Origin of the sequence: Paenibacillus arenilitoris (genome assembly GCF_014705655.1) — a bacterium.
GTDB classification, from domain to species: domain Bacteria; phylum Bacillota; class Bacilli; order Paenibacillales; family Paenibacillaceae; genus Pristimantibacillus; species Pristimantibacillus arenilitoris.
On sequence record NZ_JACXIY010000007.1, the window covers coordinates 165,840 to 184,414 of the forward strand.

The 18,575-nt window shown below is 56.6% G+C and carries 17 protein-coding genes and 1 riboswitch; of the genes, 13 read left to right on the top strand and 4 right to left on the bottom strand.

What is annotated here, in order from left to right; all coding sequences use genetic code 11:
• Positions 1-94: 94 nt before the first annotated feature.
• Positions 95-841, bottom strand: a complete 747-nt coding sequence (hemQ, locus tag IDH41_RS06070) for a hydrogen peroxide-dependent heme synthase (RefSeq protein ID WP_190859202.1) — start codon at positions 839-841, stop codon at positions 95-97.
• 165 nt (positions 842-1,006) lie between these two features.
• On the opposite strand from hemQ, the gene IDH41_RS06075 reads away from it, so the two are divergent.
• The 7 genes from IDH41_RS06075 (at position 1,007) to IDH41_RS06105 (ending at position 7,369) form a co-directional block, all read left to right on the top strand.
• On the top strand, positions 1,007-1,297 hold the full coding sequence (locus tag IDH41_RS06075) for a YuiB family protein (protein ID WP_190859204.1): 291 nt from the start codon (positions 1,007-1,009) through the stop codon (positions 1,295-1,297).
• Between the two features lie 123 nt (positions 1,298-1,420).
• Positions 1,421-2,944 (top strand): replication initiation and membrane attachment family protein, encoded by a 1,524-nt coding sequence (locus IDH41_RS06080; RefSeq protein ID WP_190859206.1) that lies wholly within the window; start codon positions 1,421-1,423, stop codon positions 2,942-2,944.
• 21 nt (positions 2,945-2,965) lie between these two features.
• A complete protein-coding gene (dnaI, locus tag IDH41_RS06085) occupies positions 2,966-3,922 on the top strand; it encodes a primosomal protein DnaI (RefSeq protein ID WP_190859208.1) in 957 nt (318 codons plus the stop codon).
• Positions 3,923-4,228: 306 nt separating this feature from the next.
• Entirely contained in the window at positions 4,229-5,335 is a 1,107-nt protein-coding gene (locus IDH41_RS06090; protein WP_397327519.1) for a sulfate ABC transporter substrate-binding protein, read from the top strand.
• A gap of 33 nt (positions 5,336-5,368) precedes the next feature.
• Complete coding sequence (cysT, locus tag IDH41_RS06095) at positions 5,369-6,208, top strand: sulfate ABC transporter permease subunit CysT (RefSeq protein ID WP_190859210.1); 840 nt, start codon at positions 5,369-5,371, stop codon at positions 6,206-6,208.
• A 14-nt stretch (positions 6,209-6,222) separates the two neighbouring features.
• Positions 6,223-7,098: a sulfate ABC transporter permease subunit CysW gene (gene cysW, locus IDH41_RS06100; RefSeq protein WP_190859212.1), complete on the top strand. Its 876-nt coding sequence runs from the start codon at positions 6,223-6,225 to the stop codon at positions 7,096-7,098.
• Between the two features lie 34 nt (positions 7,099-7,132).
• Complete coding sequence (locus IDH41_RS06105) at positions 7,133-7,369, top strand: YezD family protein (RefSeq protein ID WP_190859213.1); 237 nt, start codon at positions 7,133-7,135, stop codon at positions 7,367-7,369.
• 109 nt (positions 7,370-7,478) lie between these two features.
• Here the strand turns inward: IDH41_RS06105 and IDH41_RS06110 are convergent, their stop codons facing one another.
• Entirely contained in the window at positions 7,479-7,628 is a 150-nt protein-coding gene (locus IDH41_RS06110; RefSeq protein ID WP_190859214.1) for a YqzM family protein, read from the bottom strand.
• A 205-nt stretch (positions 7,629-7,833) separates the two neighbouring features.
• On the opposite strand from IDH41_RS06110, the gene uvrC reads away from it, so the two are divergent.
• Positions 7,834-9,708, top strand: a complete 1,875-nt coding sequence (gene uvrC / locus IDH41_RS06115) for an excinuclease ABC subunit UvrC (protein ID WP_190859215.1) — start codon at positions 7,834-7,836, stop codon at positions 9,706-9,708.
• Here uvrC and IDH41_RS06120 read toward each other — a convergent pair.
• Positions 9,677-11,302: a CPBP family glutamic-type intramembrane protease gene (locus IDH41_RS06120; RefSeq protein WP_190859216.1), complete on the bottom strand. Its 1,626-nt coding sequence runs from the start codon at positions 11,300-11,302 to the stop codon at positions 9,677-9,679. The two genes, uvrC and IDH41_RS06120, sit on opposite strands and share 32 nt — an antisense overlap.
• A 245-nt stretch (positions 11,303-11,547) precedes the next feature.
• Positions 11,548-11,745: riboswitch (cyclic di-AMP (ydaO/yuaA leader) on the top strand.
• Between the two features lie 95 nt (positions 11,746-11,840).
• Here IDH41_RS06120 and IDH41_RS06125 point away from each other — a divergent pair.
• A complete protein-coding gene (locus IDH41_RS06125) occupies positions 11,841-13,181 on the top strand; it encodes a TrkH family potassium uptake protein (protein ID WP_190859217.1) in 1,341 nt (446 codons plus the stop codon).
• 12 nt (positions 13,182-13,193) lie between these two features.
• A complete protein-coding gene (locus IDH41_RS06130; RefSeq protein ID WP_190859218.1) occupies positions 13,194-13,862 on the top strand; it encodes a potassium channel family protein in 669 nt (222 codons plus the stop codon).
• A gap of 58 nt (positions 13,863-13,920) precedes the next feature.
• On the opposite strand, the gene IDH41_RS06135 is transcribed toward IDH41_RS06130, so the two are convergent.
• Positions 13,921-14,829 carry a LysR family transcriptional regulator gene (locus IDH41_RS06135; RefSeq protein WP_190859219.1) on the bottom strand — a complete coding sequence of 303 codons (909 nt, stop codon included), beginning with the start codon at positions 14,827-14,829 and terminating at the stop codon, positions 13,921-13,923.
• A gap of 197 nt (positions 14,830-15,026) precedes the next feature.
• Between IDH41_RS06135 and IDH41_RS06140 the strand changes: the two genes are divergently transcribed.
• Genes IDH41_RS06140 through sdhB form a run of 3 tightly spaced genes read left to right on the top strand, consistent with a single transcriptional unit; the run spans position 15,027 to position 18,247 of the window.
• The gene (locus IDH41_RS06140; RefSeq protein WP_190859220.1) at positions 15,027-15,698 is read left to right on the top strand and encodes a succinate dehydrogenase cytochrome b558 subunit; all 672 of its coding nucleotides are present in this window, start codon (positions 15,027-15,029) and stop codon (positions 15,696-15,698) included.
• Positions 15,699-15,722: 24 nt separating this feature from the next.
• Positions 15,723-17,480 (top strand): succinate dehydrogenase flavoprotein subunit, encoded by a 1,758-nt coding sequence (gene sdhA, locus IDH41_RS06145; RefSeq protein ID WP_190859222.1) that lies wholly within the window; start codon positions 15,723-15,725, stop codon positions 17,478-17,480.
• A gap of 2 nt (positions 17,481-17,482) precedes the next feature.
• Positions 17,483-18,247: a succinate dehydrogenase iron-sulfur subunit gene (gene sdhB, locus IDH41_RS06150; protein WP_190859224.1), complete on the top strand. Its 765-nt coding sequence runs from the start codon at positions 17,483-17,485 to the stop codon at positions 18,245-18,247.
• Positions 18,248-18,575: the final 328 nt, after the last annotated feature.

Here is an 18,575-nt window from a genome sequence, read left to right on the forward strand (position 1 = left end):
TGAGCGCCGTTCATCCCGATCATGACGGCAGGGTCATCGCATGTCGATCCGCCGCATGAGGGCGAGCATCGTGCATCTTAGATGCGACTCCGCGTTAAACCTTTAACATCGTCTCGAATTTGTCGGCGTCAAGCACGTTGCCGACGTAGAAGTCGCCGAAGTCCGCGTAGCGGGCGCTGACTTCGTCGAAGCGCATTTCGTAGATCAGCTTCTTGAATTGAAGCGCGTCGTCCGCGAACAGCGTCACGCCCCATTCCCAGTTGTCGAAGCCTACGGAGCCCGTAATGATCTGCTTGACCTTGCCGGCATATTGGCGGCCGATCATGCCGTGGCTGCGCATGAGCGAGCGGCGCTCGTCCATGCCGAGCATGTACCAGTTGTCCGCCCCGTCGCGGCGCTTGTTCATCGGGTAGAAGCAGATATGGTTCGCCTTCGGCAGCGTCGGCTTCAGCCTTGCGACGATGTCCGGATTCTGCATCGGGTCCGAGCCCGGCTGCGCCATGTAATTGCTCAGCTCCACGACGCTGACGTAGGAGTGGACCGGATAGGTAAAGCTCGCGAACGTCGTTTTGTTGAACGCCGTCTCGATCGCGTTCAGCTCCTCGAGCGACTCGCGCAAATGCATAAATACGAAATCGGCCTTCTGGCCGACGATGGAATAGACGGCGGTGCTTCCCTGCTTGTTTTGTTCCGTTTCCGACCATTGCCGCAAAAAGCTTTGCAGCTCGTCCAGCGCGCGGCTTCGCTCGCTCTCGTCTGCCAAGCGCCAAGCGGTCCAGTCGACGCTGCGGAATTCGTGCAGCGAGAACCAGCCTTCCAGTGTTTGTGCTGCTTCACTCATTGGATAGATTGCTCCTTTCATGCTCCTTATTGATGCTTCAATCATTGTATCGTAAGGTGGCGGATGGGAGCAAATGGCGGTCTTGTGACATTTGTCCCCATCCGATTGACTTCCCCCGCGCCATTCTTTAAACTAAAAAACGAGAATCTGAAAGGGGAAGTCCGGATGCTTCAGCTGATTATAGCGACGGTGCTGTTTATGGTCATGATGTTCGGCATCGGCTTTATTTTGAATATGCTTTTGAAGACGACATGGTTTCCGATTTATTTGTTCATTCTCGTCCTCATTCCGCTCGGCATATGGGCGCCGTGGGACAGCTCCGCCGAGGCGACGATCGCGAACTTCGCCCATTATACGATCGTGGATTACATACCGGTCATCGGCGCGCTCGCCGGCGCCTACATTAGCGGCTGGGCGATCCGGGCGCTGCGCCGGGGCGGCTACAAGATGTTCTAGCAGGCCAAGCGGCCGCTTTGAGAAATCCCTCGTTCGGGGGATTTTTCTATTTTTCGACTCGCACCGCATAGGCCTTATTTATGCTAAAATGATAGAGAGAAAGCTAGGGATGGAGTCGGTGCAATGCGCATCCATAATCTTTTGCAGTACACGGAACACCACCGTTATTACATATTCCGCGATTTTTCGCTCAGCAGCCTGGACTATAAAATGTTGTCGCTCATCTATCAGCCGATGATCGGTGCCTTCGCCGTCGCCTTCTATCAGCAGCTGTACCACGGCATCGCGGAAGGGTATGCCGGATATTCGCCCCTGGAGCCGCAGAGGAAGCTGTTCCTCGGTCTCGGGCTCGAGATGAACGAGCGGGGGCGCCGGTATTTGATCGAGCAGGCCTCGAAGCTTGAAGCGGTCGGCTTGCTGCAGACCTCGAGGCTGGCCGTGCCGGACAACGCTGACGTCATTTACGAATACGAGCTGGCCGAGCCGCTCTCGCCGGCGGAATTTTTCCGCAATATGCATCTTGCGATGCTGCTGCGCGACAAGGTCGGCAAGTATGCGGTCATCGCCCTGCGCGAATCGTTCGGCGCGGGAGAGCCGGACGAGCTGGCCGGCGCCGAGCTGGCGAAGGAGAACATTTCGGTGCCGTTCTACGAGTTGTTCAAGCTGAACATGCAGTCGGTAGACGACGAATTGGAGCAGGCGCTGACGGAGGTCGCCCCTTCGCGGCAACCATCGGAGCGGGCCGCGCCGGCAACGGCGGGCATCCCGTACGGCGAGATCATATTGCGCTTTCCCCGCAATTCGGCGAACCGGCGTTTCGTCGAGCGGCTCCGCGGCGACGAGGAGCAGCTGGCGCAGGTGAATTACGTTGCCTATAAATACAATCTGACCGTAACCGACGTATGCCGTCTTCTCGATGAGGACGGCATCTTCGGCGGCAGCGGCGAGCTGCAGGTCGACGAAATGCAGCTGAGAGCGAATCAGCTGTACCGGCAGGACAAGAAACGGGAAGGCGACCGGCAGCGTGCGCTTGCAAGGACGAAGCAGACCGCGGGCGAGCCGGATGGCGCGGACGAGCTGGCCGAGGAATACGAGGTCCGGGAACAGGATTTCCTGCAGGTGCCGAATCAGCTGAGCGGCCGATGCGACATCCAGCAATATAACATGCTGATGCGCAACGAGCCGCATACGAGGTTTTTGCAGCGGTTTTTCCCCGGCGCGGTACCGGATTGGATCGAGCGGGCGTTTGAGCGAATCGATATCAACTATAAGCTCGCGGCTCCCGTCATTAACGTGCTCATTCATTACGTCATCGGCGCGAACGACGCCCAGCGGGTAACGAAGACGTTCCTCGAAGCGGTTGCGTCCAACATGCTGGTGAAGCAGGTCGACACGTTCGAGAAGGCGGTCCAGTACGTCAGGGAGCAGACGCAGATGGAGCAGGAGAAGGAACGCCGCAAGGATGCGCCGGCCGGTTACGGCGGCCGCGGCGGCTATGCGGGCAAAGGGAGCGGCAGGGGAGGCGCGCGCGGCGCGGCGCGCAAGCCGGAAATTCCGATCGTGCAGGACGGGCGTACGGGCTCGGCCGTGTCGGCCGCGGAGCTGGAGGAGCTGCGCAAGCTGGCGCGCAAATTGGACGGAAACTAAGCGAAGCGGGGGGAGCGGGCAATGGAATCTTTGGGCGAGATGCTGAAAGCGTGGCCGACAGGCCGGACGATAACGGAGCAGGCCGAGCAGAAGCTCGCGGAGCTGCTTGCGGAGCCGCTCGTGGCGAAGCTGCGGGCGAAATACCCGGAGCTGGACGACCATACGATCAAGATCAATATGAGCCGCGTCTATCAATACGTGACCGAATACCGGAACTGTTCCGATTGTCCGGGACTTGAACGGTGCCCGAACGATTTCGAGGGGCATTATACGATGCTCGGCTGCGACACTTCGTACGGCTACCCCCAGCTTCACGACCGCAAGGTGGCCTGCAAGAAGTTTACGGCGCGCCAGAAGGAGGAGCGGATCCGGAGCCGGATCCGCAGCTTCTATATCGACGAGAAGGCGCTGAGGAGAGGCTACTCTTCGGATGAGATATTGACGAATGACTTGGAGCGGGCCAAAGCCGTCGGGCAGCTGCTCCGATACATCGACCGGACGAAGGAGCACGGCCTGCAGGAAGAGGGGCTCTATCTGGCCGGGCAGTTCGGAACGGGCAAGACGTTTCTGATGTGCTATATGCTGCAGGAGCTGGCGAAGGCGGGCTATTCCGGCGTCATCGTCTACATGCCCGACTTCGTCGAAGATTTGAAATCGCTCATGCATGAGCCCGGCAAGCTGAAGGAAACGGTCGAGATGATGAAGGAGACGGATTTGCTTATTTTCGACGATATCGGCGCCGAGAATTTGAATCCTTGGGTGCGCGACCACGTGCTGGGCGCCATCCTGAATTACCGGATGCAGCGCAAGCCGACCTTCTATACGTCGAATTACGAGCTTGACGCGTTGGAGCGCCATTTCAGCTTTACGAGCAAGGACGGCGACGAGCTGCACAAGGGGCAGCGAATTATGGACCGCATCCGGCCGTACGTCGAGGTCGTGATGGTAACGGGCGAGAACAAACGCGGACGCAAATAAGCGTTGGAAGAAGCTTCAATGGGCCGATCCCGGCAGGGAATGGGCCCGCTGAAGCTTTTTTCGTTTTTTGGGGCGATATAAGCGTTGTTTATGGGATTGATCATTTTTTTAAATTATGTATTGACAGTCCGGCCGGTCCGCTGGTAATATTCATCCATAACCAACTAAACAGGTAGGAATAGTGATTAACGACCGGACGAACCGGAGTAGACACCTAACTGACGGTAGAACAAGCGATCGGCTCATCGAAGGATGAACGGAGCGCGGATCTACGAGCCTGTCACATTAAATAAGGGGTGTTATGGCATGATGAAAAAGCTTACTCAAGTTCGTTCCGTCGTTATCCTGCTGGCATTGGCGCTCACGCTCGCCGCATGCGGCCAAGGCGGCGGCAATGCCGGAAATAATCGTGAAACGAATCAACCGGCCGGTGAGTCGACCCCGTCGAACGCGGCTCCGGAGCAGGAACCGAAGCCTCCTGTGGAGCTGCTGAACGTATCGTACGATCCGACCCGCGAGCTGTACGTCGAATTCAACGAGGCGTTCGCCAAGCATTGGAAAGCGGAGACGGGGCAGGACGTCACGGTCAAGCAGTCCCATGGCGGATCGGGCAAGCAAGGCCGCGCCGTCATCGACGGGCTCAAAGCGGATGTCGTCACGCTGGCGCTGGGCTACGATATCGACGCGATCGTCGAGCCGGGCTTGATCGAGGCGGATTGGCAGTCGCAATTCGAGCATAACAGCTCGCCGTATACGTCGACGATCGTATTTCTCGTCCGCAAAGGGAACCCGAAGGGCATCAAGGATTGGAACGACCTGATCAAAGACGGCGTCGAAGTCATTACGCCGAATCCGAAAACGTCGGGCGGCGCGCGCTGGAACTATCTAGCCGCCTGGGGCTATGCCCTGAAGCGGAACGGCGGCGACGAAGCGAAGGCGCAGCAATTCGTTGCCGAGCTGTTCAAGCATGTGCCGGTTCTCGATTCGGGCGCGCGCGGCTCGACGACGACGTTCGTCGAACGCGGTATCGGCGACGTCCTGCTCGCATGGGAGAACGAAGCGTTCCTGTCGATCAACGAGCTCGGACCGGATAAATTCGAGATCGTCTATCCGTCGCTCAGCATTTTGGCGGAACCGCCGGTCGCCGTCGTGGATAAGGTGGTAGACGAGCGCGGAACGCGCGAGGCGGCGGAAGCTTACTTGCAATATTTGTACACGGAGGAAGGCCAGGAAATCGCGGCCAAAAATTACTACCGCCCGATCTCCGAGACGGTCGCGGCGAAATACGCGGAGCAGTTCAAAGCGCTGGAGCTGCTGTCGATCGACAAGGATTTCGGCGGATGGAAGGAAGCGCAGACGAAGCATTTTGCGGACGGCGGCATATTTGACCAAATATACGCGCCTGGATCGTAAGGCCATGACCGCAGAGATTGGAGCTGACTTCACATGAAAGGTTCCAAGCCCCGTAACCGCAACGTTCTGCCGGGTTTTGGCTTATCGCTTGGCTTCACGTTGTTCTATTTGAGCCTGATCGTCCTGATCCCGCTGGTTGCCGTGTTCTTCCGCACGGCAGAGCTCAGCTGGCCGGAATTTTGGAGCACGGTTACGAGCGCCCGGGTGCTTGCGTCCTATCGGGTCAGCTTCGTAACGGCATTCGCCGCCGGCCTCGTCAACGCGGTATTCGGCCTGATCATCGCCTGGGTGCTCGTACGGTACCGGTTCCCGGGCAAGAAGCTCGTCGACAGCCTCGTCGACCTGCCGTTCGCGCTGCCGACCGCGGTTGCCGGGATTGCGCTGACGGCGATCTACGCGCCGAACGGCTGGATCGGATCGCTGCTGGAGCCGCTCGGCGTCAAGATCGCCTATTCGCCGGTCGGCATTACGATCGCCCTGATCTTTATCGGACTGCCGTTCGTCGTCCGTACCGTGCAGCCGGTGCTGCAGGATTTGGACCAAGAAACGGAAGAAGCGGCGGTCATGCTGGGGGCGTACCGGCTGCGCACGTTCCGGAAGGTTATTTTGCCCGAGCTGACGCCGGCGCTCGTAACCGGGTTCGCGCTGGCGTTCGCAAGGGGCATCGGCGAGTACGGCTCGGTCGTCTTCATCTCCGGCAATATGCCGATGAAGACCGAGATCGCCCCGCTGCTCATCATGACGAAGCTGGAGCAGTACGATTACGCGGGCGCTACCGCCATCGCGCTGGTCATGCTCGTCGTCTCCTTCCTCATGCTGCTCGTCATTAACGTACTGCAGTGGCGAATGAACCGCCGCGCGGTTGCGGATTAAAGGAGGAGCGAACGATGGCAGGAGCCATAACGGTACACGCGTCGGATGAGGCCGCAAGACGGCCGAAGCCTATTACGGAATCGGGCCCCGTCAAGTGGATCCTTATCGGCATTGCTTTTCTGTTTCTCGGACTGGTCGTCTTGCTGCCGCTCGCGTCGGTGTTCGTCGAAGCGTTCAAGAAAGGCGCGGACGTTTACATCGATTCGATAACGGAGCCGGATGCGTTGTCGGCGCTGAAGCTGACGCTTCTGGTAGCCGTCATCGCCGTGCCGGTCAATACGGTCTTCGGGATCGCGGCCGCTTGGGCGATCAGCAAATTCCGGTTTCGCGGCAAAAACATACTCATTACGCTGATCGACTTGCCGTTTGCCGTCTCCCCGGTCATATCCGGCCTCATCTACGTGCTGCTCTTCGGAGCGCAAGGTTTTCTCGGGCCGTGGCTCGACGAGAGGGGCATTCAAATCATATTCGCCGTGCCGGGCATCGTGCTGGCGACCGTCTTCGTAACGGTTCCGTTCGTCGCGCGGGAGCTGATTCCGCTCATGCAGGCGCAGGGCGTGCAGGAGGAGGAAGCGGCGGCGAGCCTTGGAGCGAAGGGCTGGCAAATATTTTGGCGGGTGACGGTCCCGAACATCAAGTGGGGCTTGCTGTACGGCGTTATCCTATGCAACGCGAGGGCGATGGGCGAATTCGGCGCCGTATCCGTCGTCTCCGGGCATATCAGGGGCGAGACGAACACGCTGCCGCTTCACGTGGAAATTTTGTACAACGAGTATCAATTCTCCGCTTCGTTCGCGGTCGCCTCGCTGCTCGTCATGCTCGCGGTCGTTACGCTCGTCGTCAAGAGCATCGTGGAATGGAAGACGGGCCGGCAGCGGCCGATCGGCTAATCGATGTTTAGAATGATAACTGGAGGGATTTCGAATGGCAAAACCGTTGGAAGTGGATCAACAATGGCTGGAGCGGATCGCGAATCAAGTGAACGGGCTTCAGTACGGGCAGGTCACGATTACGGTGCATGACGGGCGAATCGTCCAGATTGACCGAACGGAGAGAACGCGATATGACGGACCCTCTCAGAAGCAGCAGTCTCCATCCGAGCAGCAATCGAAGCCCCGCGAGCAAGCATCGAACGGGGAGACGCTGCGCATCGTCCAGTAGCCGGCATTTCGATTCTAGACAAGGAGCTGTCTCAAGAGGTCATGAAGCGACCTTTCGGGACAGCTCTATGTTTGCACAAAAAAAAGAGCAGCCGGCTGCTCTTTTTCTTTTACGGGGTGATGATGAATTTTACGATTACGGCTACGGCAAAAATAACGGTCATGAAGGCAAGCATGCCGCCAAAGCCGAAAACGACATCCATCAAGTCATGGCGCGGCTCTTCGTTAATATGTTCGCGCGGGTCTCTTACGTGTTCCATCGCAGACGTCCTCCTTGAAAGCCCGAATTCTTCAAATCGCGGCCGCAAGCGGCAGCATATATGTAGTATCGGTTAATTCAGCTTTAATTAGTATACCCAATCACACGAGCAATTGTAAAGCGATTACCGGTGACAATTGTAAGGCAAACTGTCCTTCATCTATGCTAAAATGTGATCAGTAGAAACGGGAGTCGGAGGGAGAGGCATGGAAGAGTTGGATCAGCGGCAGGCCGAGAAGCGGCTTGCCGAAGCGAAGGAAAATATAAGGAACAAGCTGGCGCTGCTCCCGGATCAGCCGGGCTGCTACTTGATGAAGAACGGCGACGGCGCCATCATATACGTCGGCAAAGCGAAGGTGCTCAAAAACCGGGTCCGGTCTTATTTCAACGGAAGCCATAACGGGAAGACGCAGCGGCTCGTGTCGGAAATTCGCGATTTCGAATTTATCGTCACTTCGAGCAACATGGAGGCGCTCATTCTGGAGTGCAACCTGATCAAGCAGCATCATCCTCGTTATAACGTCCTGCTGAAGGACGACAAATCGTTTCCGTATATTAAAATTACGAACGAGAAGCATCCGAAGCTGGAAATTACGCGGCGCATCGTGAAGGATAAAGGAAAGTACTTCGGCCCTTACCCGAACGCGTTCGCGGCGCAGCAGACGAAGAAGCTGCTCGACCGGCTGTATCCGCTCCGCAAGTGCAAGACGCTGCCGGACAAGGTCTGTCTGTATTATCATATCGGGCAGTGCATCGCGCCGTGCGAATATCCGGTGGAGCAGGCGGAATACGACCGGATGGTCCAGGAAATTACCCGTTTCTTGAACGGCGGGCAGGACGTCGTGAAGGCCGAGCTTCAGCGCAAGATGGAGGAGGCGGCCGAGGCGCTCGAATTCGAGCGGGCCAAGGAACTCCGCGATCAGCTGGTCGCCATCGACGAAGTGATGGAGAAGCAGAAAATTACGATGTCGGACGCGCTGGACCGCGACATTTTCGGTTATGCGGTGGACAAGGGCTGGATGTGCGTCCAAATTTTGTACATGCGCAAAGGCAAGCTGATCGAACGCCGGGGCACGACGTTTCCTTATTACGGGGAAGAATACGACGATTTCATGACATTCGTGACGCAGTATTACAGCGATAACCCGGCGCTGCCGAAGCAAATTTTGCTGCCTACGCCGCCTGAGCAGAATACGGCCGAAGCCGACGAGCCTGCGGGCTCGCGGGCGGACGAAGTAACGGCGTCGCTGCATAGCTGGCTCAAGGTTAAGGTGCATATGCCGCAGCGCGGCCGCAAGAGCGAAGTCGTCTCGATGGCGACGGACAACGCGAAGGTGATGCTGGAGGAGAAGTTCCGCCTGATCGAGCGCGACGAGGAGCGAAGCGTCAAGGCTTCGGAGTCGCTCGCAGGCTGGCTGGGGCTTGAGGAAGTTCGCCGCATCGAGGCGTTCGACAACTCGAACATTCAAGGGACGAACCCGGTATCGGCGATGGTCGTCTTCACCGACGGCAAGCCGGACAGGAAGGAATACCGCAAATACAAAGTCAAAACGGTCCAGGGACCCGACGACTACGAAACGATGCGCGAAGTGATCAGGCGGCGTTACGAACGGGTGTTGAAGGAAAACCTGCAGCTGCCGGACCTGATCGTGGTCGACGGAGGCAAGGGGCAAATATCGGCCGCCCTCGACGTGCTGGAGAACGAGCTGGGTCTGTTCATCCCGGTATGCGGCCTCGTGAAGGACGCGAAGCATAAGACGGCGCAGCTGATGACCGGCGATCCGGCGGAGATCGTGCCGCTGTCGCGCGACAGCCAGGAGTTCTATTTGCTGCAGCGCATCCAGGACGAGGTTCACCGGTTCGCGATTACGTTCCACCGCGAGCAGCGAGGCAAGTCGATGGTCGAATCGAAGCTCGATTCGATTCCGGGCATCGGCGAGAAGCGGCGCAAGCTGCTGCTCAAACATTTCGGCTCGGTCAAAAAAATAAAAGAGGCCTCCGTCGAAGACTTCAGGCCTCTCTCGATCGGCGAAAAACTGGCGTCGCAAATTATTGCCGCGCTACGGGAGGAGTCGTCCTGACGGACGGCTTCTTTTCTTTTCTGCCGCTCAAATATTTGATTGCGTAGGCGATCGGCACCGGCAATACGGCGAACAGCACGGCCGAAACGATATTCGGAGCCGAACCGATCGTGAGCAAGGAAATGCCGACCGCCGCGCTGTTGAAGATCGCATGGGTGAACATGGACGTCACGAGCCCGTATCTGACGAAAATATAGCTGAATACGAGGCCGATGATCATCAGCTCGATTAGCCGGGTCGTGGACGGGTAGAACGGGTACATGACGTGGCCGAGCGCCCAGAAGAACGTCGGCAGAATCGCGGCCGCGAACGTGTTCCTGAACCATCTGCGGAACAGGCCGATGCCGAAGAAACGGAACACGGCTTCCTCGGAAATCGCAGCCGCCCAGGCAAGCACGGGCATCAGCCACAGAACGCCCATGTTGTACGGGGATTGCGTGGCGTCTGTCGTATCCCAAGTGCCGATCGCGAACTTCAATCCGAGAAAAATAACGGATTGCAGAGCGAACAGGATGACCGCGAACAAATAAGACAAGCCCATGCTGCGCCATACATAGTCGCCGTAGCCCGGCTGTCCGAAACGCGGCCACAAGTCGCGTCCCTGCGCTTTCCAGAGCCCGTCGCCCGCGACGAGCGACACGTAGATCGACCCGGCCATCGGGATCGTGAGCGCGACGGTGAAGATGGCGGTGAACGTTACGGTCTGATCGGCCATTCCATTCTCTCCGAGCGATGCCCGGATGCCGTCTAGAATATTCAAATTCATGATAATATACGTAACGAAATAAATGACCGTCAAGATGATCCCGTATTTAAACGACGTGAACTTGCGGTACAAGACGGCATAAATGATCGCCAGCACGCCGAGCACGAAGCTCATGAACAAATAGCCGAAGCCCGTCAGGAAGCCGGCAATCCGATCTTGATCGGCCACGTAAGCGACATAATCGGGAGGCGCGGCGAATGCCGGTTTGTATTGGGTGACGACCGCACGGCCGTCGATCGAGAGAACGCTGACGTCGACGTTGAGCGCGGCGTCCTTCAAGACGTAGCCGGACGGCGATACGCTCCATACGCCGTTCTCGTACAGCCTGCCGCCCTGCAGCTCTTGCTCGCGGAAGCCTTGCTCCTTCAGGAAGCTTGCCGCCTCCGAAGCGATCTCGGACTCGGTCATCGCTTGCCCGTCGATCAGGAAATGCCAAGCGGCGATCGCTTCGTTCTGCATATGTACGTACACGAAGCCGGTGCCGCCCTGCTCGAACTTGAGATCGACCTGGTACGTGTCCGTCGGGAAGCGGGAATCGTATTGGTCGGCATAGTCGTCGACGAGCTCTTCCTTGGACAAATAGCCGTTCATGATCTTATCGGTTTGATGCACGGCTTTTGCCGATTTGACCGCTAGACCCGTCTCCTCTTCGGCGAACGCCGCCGCCCTCTCCTCCGCGGCGGATTTCTCCATGACATGCGGATCGTACTCGCCGGAAGCGATGGAATTGATAAGCGGGACGATGTCCATGCTTACGTAAATCACGAAGCACATAGCGGCAGCCCATATGAACCGTCTCCATTCCTTCGGCTTAATCGAATCAATCATCTGTTCACCTCGGGGACTTATTGTTGAAACAACCTATTTCTTACATTATCATATTAATCCCTGATTTATCCATTGAAAAAAGAGTTCTTTTCTTTCAAAAAGATGCGAAATAACGATGTCCGACAAGCTTGGCGCAGGCTGCACCGCATCGTTGCCCGTTTTTGAGTGGATTTCGCCCTTTTTGTCCCCATAACCTGCTTTATCTTGGGAAGCCTTTCGGATTATAATCGTAACGTCATACCAATTGAATCAAGCAGCCGAATTTCCGAAGGAAAACGGGGGAACCATAAAGCTGTCGCAAACCGATGTAACGGTAGATATCAATTCCGTTAATATGCGGCGGCAAGGGGTGAATTTCCGCTCACAAACGAAAGAGCGGGATAGGGCCGCCTGTCCAGGCCCGAATCCGTCAGCTAACCTCGTAGGCGCCAGTGGAACAGGACTCGTCGCATAAGCACGGAGTTTCCGGTGCTTTTTTTTGTGCTCGGACGCGGCCGTTAAGCTTCGATAGAAAATCGCTTAAAAGAAGGTTGAACGCATGAAAGAGGCTTGGAAAGTATGGAAATGGTCGCCGCCCCGCATATTGGTCAGCGGCTTCGCTCTAATCATTTTGCTCGGCGCCTTCTTGCTGTCGCTTCCGTTCGCGTCGGCGACGGGAGTGCGGCTGCCGTTTATCGACGCCTTGTTCACCGCCACTTCGGCCACTTGCGTAACGGGGCTTGTCGTGGTCGATTCCGGCACTTATTTTTCTGTGGCCGGGCAGATTATTTTAATGTGTCTCATCCAGCTTGGCGGGCTCGGCTTCATGACGATGGCGACGCTCATCGCGCTCGTGCTGCGCAAGAAGATTTCGCTTCGCGAACGCCTTATTTTGCAGGAGGCGATGAATCAGACGAGCATGGAAGGCATCGTGCGGCTCATCCGCCGGGTCATCGTTTATTCACTGTCGATCGAGCTGATCGGAGCCGCCTTATTTTCCGCCCGATTCGCGTTCGATATGCCGCTTGGCAAAGCGATGTTTTTCGGAGCGTTTCACTCCATCTCCGCATTCAATAACGCCGGCTTCGACATATTCGGCGATTTCAGAAGCTTGACCTTATATACATCCGATCCGATCGTTAATCTTACCGCGATTTTGCTGGTCGTATTCGGTGGACTCGGATTCGTCGTCATGTCGGATCTGCTCGAATTCCGCAAGAAGCGCAAGCTGTCGCTTCACAGCAAAGTCGTGCTTACGATGACGGGGTCATTGATCGCGGTCGGCACGCTCGTTTTCTTTATTTTCGAATTTACGAATCACTTGACGCTGGGCTCGCTTGATTGGGGAGGCAAATTATTTTCTTCCTTATTCCAGGCGGTTATGCCGAGGACGGCCGGATATAACTCGATCGATTTGACCGTCCTCCGTCAGGCGACCCAATTCCTCATTATATTGTTAATGTTTATCGGAGCTTCGCCGGGGTCCACCGGGGGAGGCATCAAGACGACGACGTTCGCCGTGCTGATCGGCGCCGTGTTTTCAATGATCAGGGGCCGCGAGGATATTATCCTTTTCCGGCATCGGCTGGGCAAGGATCGCATTTTCAAGGCGCTCACCATTACGATGCTCTGTCTTGGGCTAGTCATTGTCGTTACGATGCTGCTGTCCATGCTGGAGGATCATTCGTTCCTGGTCATCTTGTTTGAAGCAACGTCCGCTTTCGCGACGGTCGGGCTTTCGCTCGGCTTAACGCCCGAATTAAGCGAAGCGGGCAAAATCATCATCATATTGACGATGTTCGCCGGAAGGCTTGGTCCCTTGACGCTGGCATACGCGCTCGGACCGCGTGCGGAGAAGGAATTGTACCGGCATCCGGAAGGAAAAATTACGATCGGTTAGGAGATAGGGCAAGTGGGGAACAAAAAAAATCAGTTTGTCATCGTAGGATTGGGAAGATTCGGCTCGAGCCTCGGACGCGAGCTCGTCGGCCTTGGCCACGAAGTACTCGGAATCGATAAGGACGAGGAAGCGGTGCAGGAGATGAGCGGCGAGCTGACGTTCGCGGTTTCCGCCGACTGCACGGACGAGGAGGCTCTGCGTTCCCTCGGCGTCCGCAATTTCGATTGCGGCGTCGTGGCGATCGGCGACGACATACAGGCGAGCATCCTTACGACCATTTTATTGAAGGATTTGGGCGTGAAGAAAGTGGTCGCGAAGGCGATGACGGAGCTTCACGGGCGGGTGCTCGAGAAAATCGGCGTCGACCGCGTCGTCTACCCCGAGCGCGACATGGGCATTCGGGTCGCGCATCAGCTCGTTTCGCCGAACCTGCTCGATTATATCGAGCTGTCCAAGGAGTACACGATCGCCGAGCTTGCGGTGCCGAAATGCCTGAACGGCAAGTCGCTGCACGATCTGAATCCGCGCGCGAAATTCGGCTGCAGCATCGTCGCGATCAATAAGCCCGGCGGCATCATCATTGCGCCGACGGCCGCGGACGTGCTGACGGAGCGCGACGTGATGGTCATTATCGGGACGAACGACCAGATCGAGCATTTCGAGGCGACCGTTATAAAGTAGAAGCGGCTCATAGGGATTGCCAAGCGATAGATTGGAAAAAATGAAGGACAGCAGCCGATTAATAGCTGCTGTCCTTCTGCGTTGGCAGGCGCGCCGGCAGCTCGTCGATCCAAAGCCTGACCGACGGGGTGATGGCGGCCGAGTCGGCGTGGATGAGCGAGGTCGTCCGCTTCGTGTCCTCCAGCTCCCTGATCGGGACGATGATGAGTTCGTTATCCTCAAGCAGCTCGTGGCGCATATAGGAGTGAGGAAGGAGCGTTGCGGCCCGGCATGTATGGAGAAGCCGCAAAATCGCCTCGAAGGAGTCGATCTCCATGCGTACGTCCGGCTGCAGATGATACTTGTCGAACAGCTCGTCCGTGAGCAGGCGGTACCAGGTTCCTTTGGAGAACAGAATCATCGGCATGCCGGTCAGGTCCTGGATGCCCAGCGTTCCTTTGTCGGTAATGACCTGATTCCGGGGAAGGACGAGGGAGAGATGGTCCTCGAACAACGGAATGCAGCGCAGCGTGGAATCCTCGATGCTGGAGGCGACGATGCCGATGTCGGCTTTATGGTCGCGGACGAGCGAGACGATCTCATGCGTTTTGCCGGTTACCGCCTTGATCTCGATCTCGGGATGGGCGCTCGTCAAGGACTGGATCAAATCCGGCAGCGTCGTCTGAAGCGTCGTCAAACTGGCGCCGATCGTAAGCGTCGTATAGCCGGTCGCCGTCACCTCGGAGACATTCTGCAAATATTTGCGGTGAAGCCGGCGAAGCTCGATCGCGTATTCATAGGTCAGCTGGCCGATGCGCGTCAATTCGAGCCGCTTGCCGATGCGCCGGAAGAGCGGAGCTCCGATCTCCTGCTCGAGCTTGGCGATTTTGCGCGACAGGGCGGGCTGGGACAGGTTGAGCAGCGCCGACGCTTTGTTCATGCTCGATTGCTCGACGATGACGGTAAATACATGCATCTCTTCATTCATTGAAGGTGCTCCTTATGTCATTTCGTTATAAGAAATTATAAAAAATAAGCAATTCCATTATAAGCCGAAAAGGAGTAGGATGGGAAGTGTGACTAATGTGTGTCGAGTTTTGTTGACGGAGGTACATGCTGGGGTTACAATGTAGAATGATTTGTAAAGAAAACGCAAGAGAGACTTGAAAGGAGAAGGAATGACACATGAAAGGAAATTCGTATTTCTCGCGCAAGCTTCATTCGCTGCTCGGGATCATTCCGCTCGGCGGCTTTATCGTCGTGCACGGTCTGACCAACTACCAGGCGTTTGAACGCGGACCCGAAGGCTTCGCCAAGGGCGTGCATTTCATCAACAGCTTGCCCGTGCTGCCGCTGCTCGAGATTTTCGGCATTTACCTCCCGCTATTGTTCCATGGCATTTACGGCTTATACGTCGCATACCAGTCGAACTCGAATACGGGACGCTTCCAATACGGCCGGAACTGGGCGTTTACCGCGCAGCGGGTGACGGGGGTAATCACCTTCGTATTCGTATTCTGGCACGTATACCAAACGAGGATGCAAATTTATCTCGGCAACCTGACGCATGAAGAGCTCGGCTCGACGATGAACCATATCGCCAGCAATCCCGTATACTTCGTGCTTTACGTGATCGGCGTGCTCGCGGCCATATTCCATTTCAGCAACGGACTGTGGGCGTTTCTCGTCAGCTGGGGAATTACGATCGGCCCTAAGGCGCAGCGCATTTCCTCGTACATTTGCATGGGCGTTTTTGTTATCGTTTCCGCGTTGTTCATTCTGTCGCTCGTCGCGTTCAGCGGCGACGAATTCAAGGAAGCTGAGAATGCCGCGCTGGCATTTACGAATATCGGTTAGTTTGTAGACAAGGAGCGAAACGTAATGGCAAAAAATAAAATCATCATCGTTGGCGGCGGCCTGGCCGGCTTGATGGCGACCATCAAAGCGGCGGAAGCGGGCGTGCACGTGGATCTGTTTTCCCTCGTGCCGGTCAAACGTTCCCATTCCGTCTGCGCGCAAGGCGGCATCAACGGCGCCGTTAATACGAAAGGGGAAGGCGACTCTCCGTGGGAGCACTTTGACGACACGGTATACGGCGGCGACTTCCTCGCGAACCAGCCTCCGGTCAAGGCGATGTGCGACGCCGCGCCGGGCATCATCCACCTGATGGACCGGATGGGCGTTATGTTCAGCCGCACGTCCGAGGGCTTGCTCGACTTCCGCCGGTTCGGCGGTACAAAGCATTCGCGTACGGCGTTCGCCGGCGCAACGACGGGACAACAGCTGCTTTACGCATTGGATGAGCAGGTTCGCCGGTGGGAAGCGGCAGGATTAGTCAACAAATTCGAGCATTGGGAATTTCTCGGCGCAGTAGTCGATGACGACGGCGTCTGCCGCGGCGTATCGGCGCAGGATCTCCGTTCGATGGAAATTCATACGGTTCGCGCGGATGCGGTTATTTTGGCTTCCGGAGGTCCCGGCATTATTTTCGGCAAAACGACTAACTCGGTCATTAATACGGGAACCGCTGCAAGCGCCGTTTATCAGCAGGGCGTCCACTACGCGAACGGCGAATTCATCCAAATTCACCCGACGGCTATTCCGGGCGACGACAAGCTTCGCTTGATGTCGGAATCGGCGCGCGGCGAAGGCGGACGGATCTGGACTTACAAGGACGGCAAGCCTTGGTATTTCCTTGAGGAGAAATATCCGGCTTACGGCAATCTCGTTCCGCGCGACATCGCGACCCGCGAAATATTCAGCGTGTGCGTCGATCAGAAGCTCGGCATTAACGGCGAGAACATGGTATACCTTGACCTATCCCACAAGGATCCGAAGGAGCTTGACGTGAAGCTCGGCGGCATCATCGAAATTTACGAGAAGTTCATGGGCGACGACCCGCGCAAAATTCCGATGAAGATTTTCCCTGCTGTGCATTACTCGATGGGCGGCATGTGGGTCGACTACAACCAAATGACGAATATTCCGGGGCTGTTCGCAGCCGGCGAGTGCGAGTATCAATACCATGGCGCGAACCGTCTGGGCGCAAACTCGCTGCTGTCCGCCATTTATGGCGGCATGGTAGCCGGACCGAAAGCCGTCGAATACATCAAAGGTCTTAAGAAATCGGCCGAGGACGTCGCTGCCTCCGTATTCGACCGCGAAACGAAGCGTCAGACGGACAAGTATAACAGCATTGTCAAAATGAACGGCACTGAGAACGCGTACGTCATTCACAAGGAGCTTGGCGAATGGATGACGAACAATATGACGGTCGTTCGCTTCAACGATAAGCTGGAAGCGACAATCAACAAGATCAAAGAGCTGAAGCAGCGCTACGCGAGCATCAACATCAACGATACGGCGGGCTGGAACAATGCAGGTGTCGCCTTTACTCGTCAATTATGGAACATGCTTGAGCTTTCCGAAGCGATGACGTTGGGCGCCCTTATGCGCAACGAGAGCCGCGGCGCTCACTATAAGCCGGAATTCCCGGATCGCGACGACGATCAGTTCATGAAGTCGACGATTGCGAAATGGACGGCGGAAGGCCCTCAAATTTCGTACGAGGATATCGACGTTAGCTTGATCAAGCCTCGCAAACGCGACTACTCGAGCGATAAGAAGAAAGGAGAATAACGATGGCTGACACGACTGTCGCAACTAAAACGGTTAAGTTTATCATTACGCGCCAAGATACTCCCGATTCGAAGCCGTATACGGAAGAGTTTGAAATTCCGTACCGCGCCAATATGAATGTGATCAGCGGCCTGATGGAAATTCAGCGCAACCCGACTAAAGCGGACGGAGCGAAAACGGCTCCCGTATGCTGGGATTCGAACTGTTTGGAAGAAGTATGCGGCGCTTGCTCCATGGTTATTAACGGCAAGCCTCGCCAGGCGTGCAGCGCGCTTATCGACAAGCTGGAGCAGCCGATCCGATTGGAGCCGATGCGCACCTTCCCGGTTGTCCGCGACCTCGTCATTAACCGCGAGCGCATGTTCGGCGCGCTCAAGCGCGTGAAGGCGTGGATTCCGATCGACGGTACGTACGATCTGGGTCCCGGTCCGCGCATGGCGGAAACGAAGCGTCAATGGGCATACGAGCTGTCCAAATGCATGACCTGCGGCGTATGCCTCGAGTCTTGCCCGAACGTGAACGACCGCAACAGCTTTATCGGCCCGGCGGCCATCTCCCAGGTTCGATTGTTCAACGCGCATCCGACTGGCGAGATGAACAAGGAAGAGCGTCTGGACGCGCTCATGACCGACGGCGGCATCGAAGGCTGCGGCAACTCGCAGAACTGCGTCCGCTCTTGCCCGAAGGGCATTCCGCTGACGACCTCGATCGCGGCGATCAACAAAGATACGACGAAGCACTTGTTCAAAAAATGGCTCGGCATGTAAGACGGCCGGGCTTGCGGAATCCCCGATTCGTTCGGGGATTCTTTTTTTGTTAGCCGAAGACGCAGCCTAACGGACACGGGAGCTCTTATTTCGATGAAACGGATCCCTTTTCACTGTTAACGGACAGGAGAGTCGCTATTGTCATGAAACGGCTTCATTTATCGCCCAAGAATGCGGTATAAGGTCGCTCAAGTCCGTTACATTTTCCAAAGCGCATCTTCCTGCCAAATAACGGTATCTGAGTCCGTGCGCGCCTAGCAAAGCTGGGTACAACTAGCCGGTGAAAGTCCGGTCGGGGTAGGGGCCAAGCCGCCTCGTAGCTAGCAGG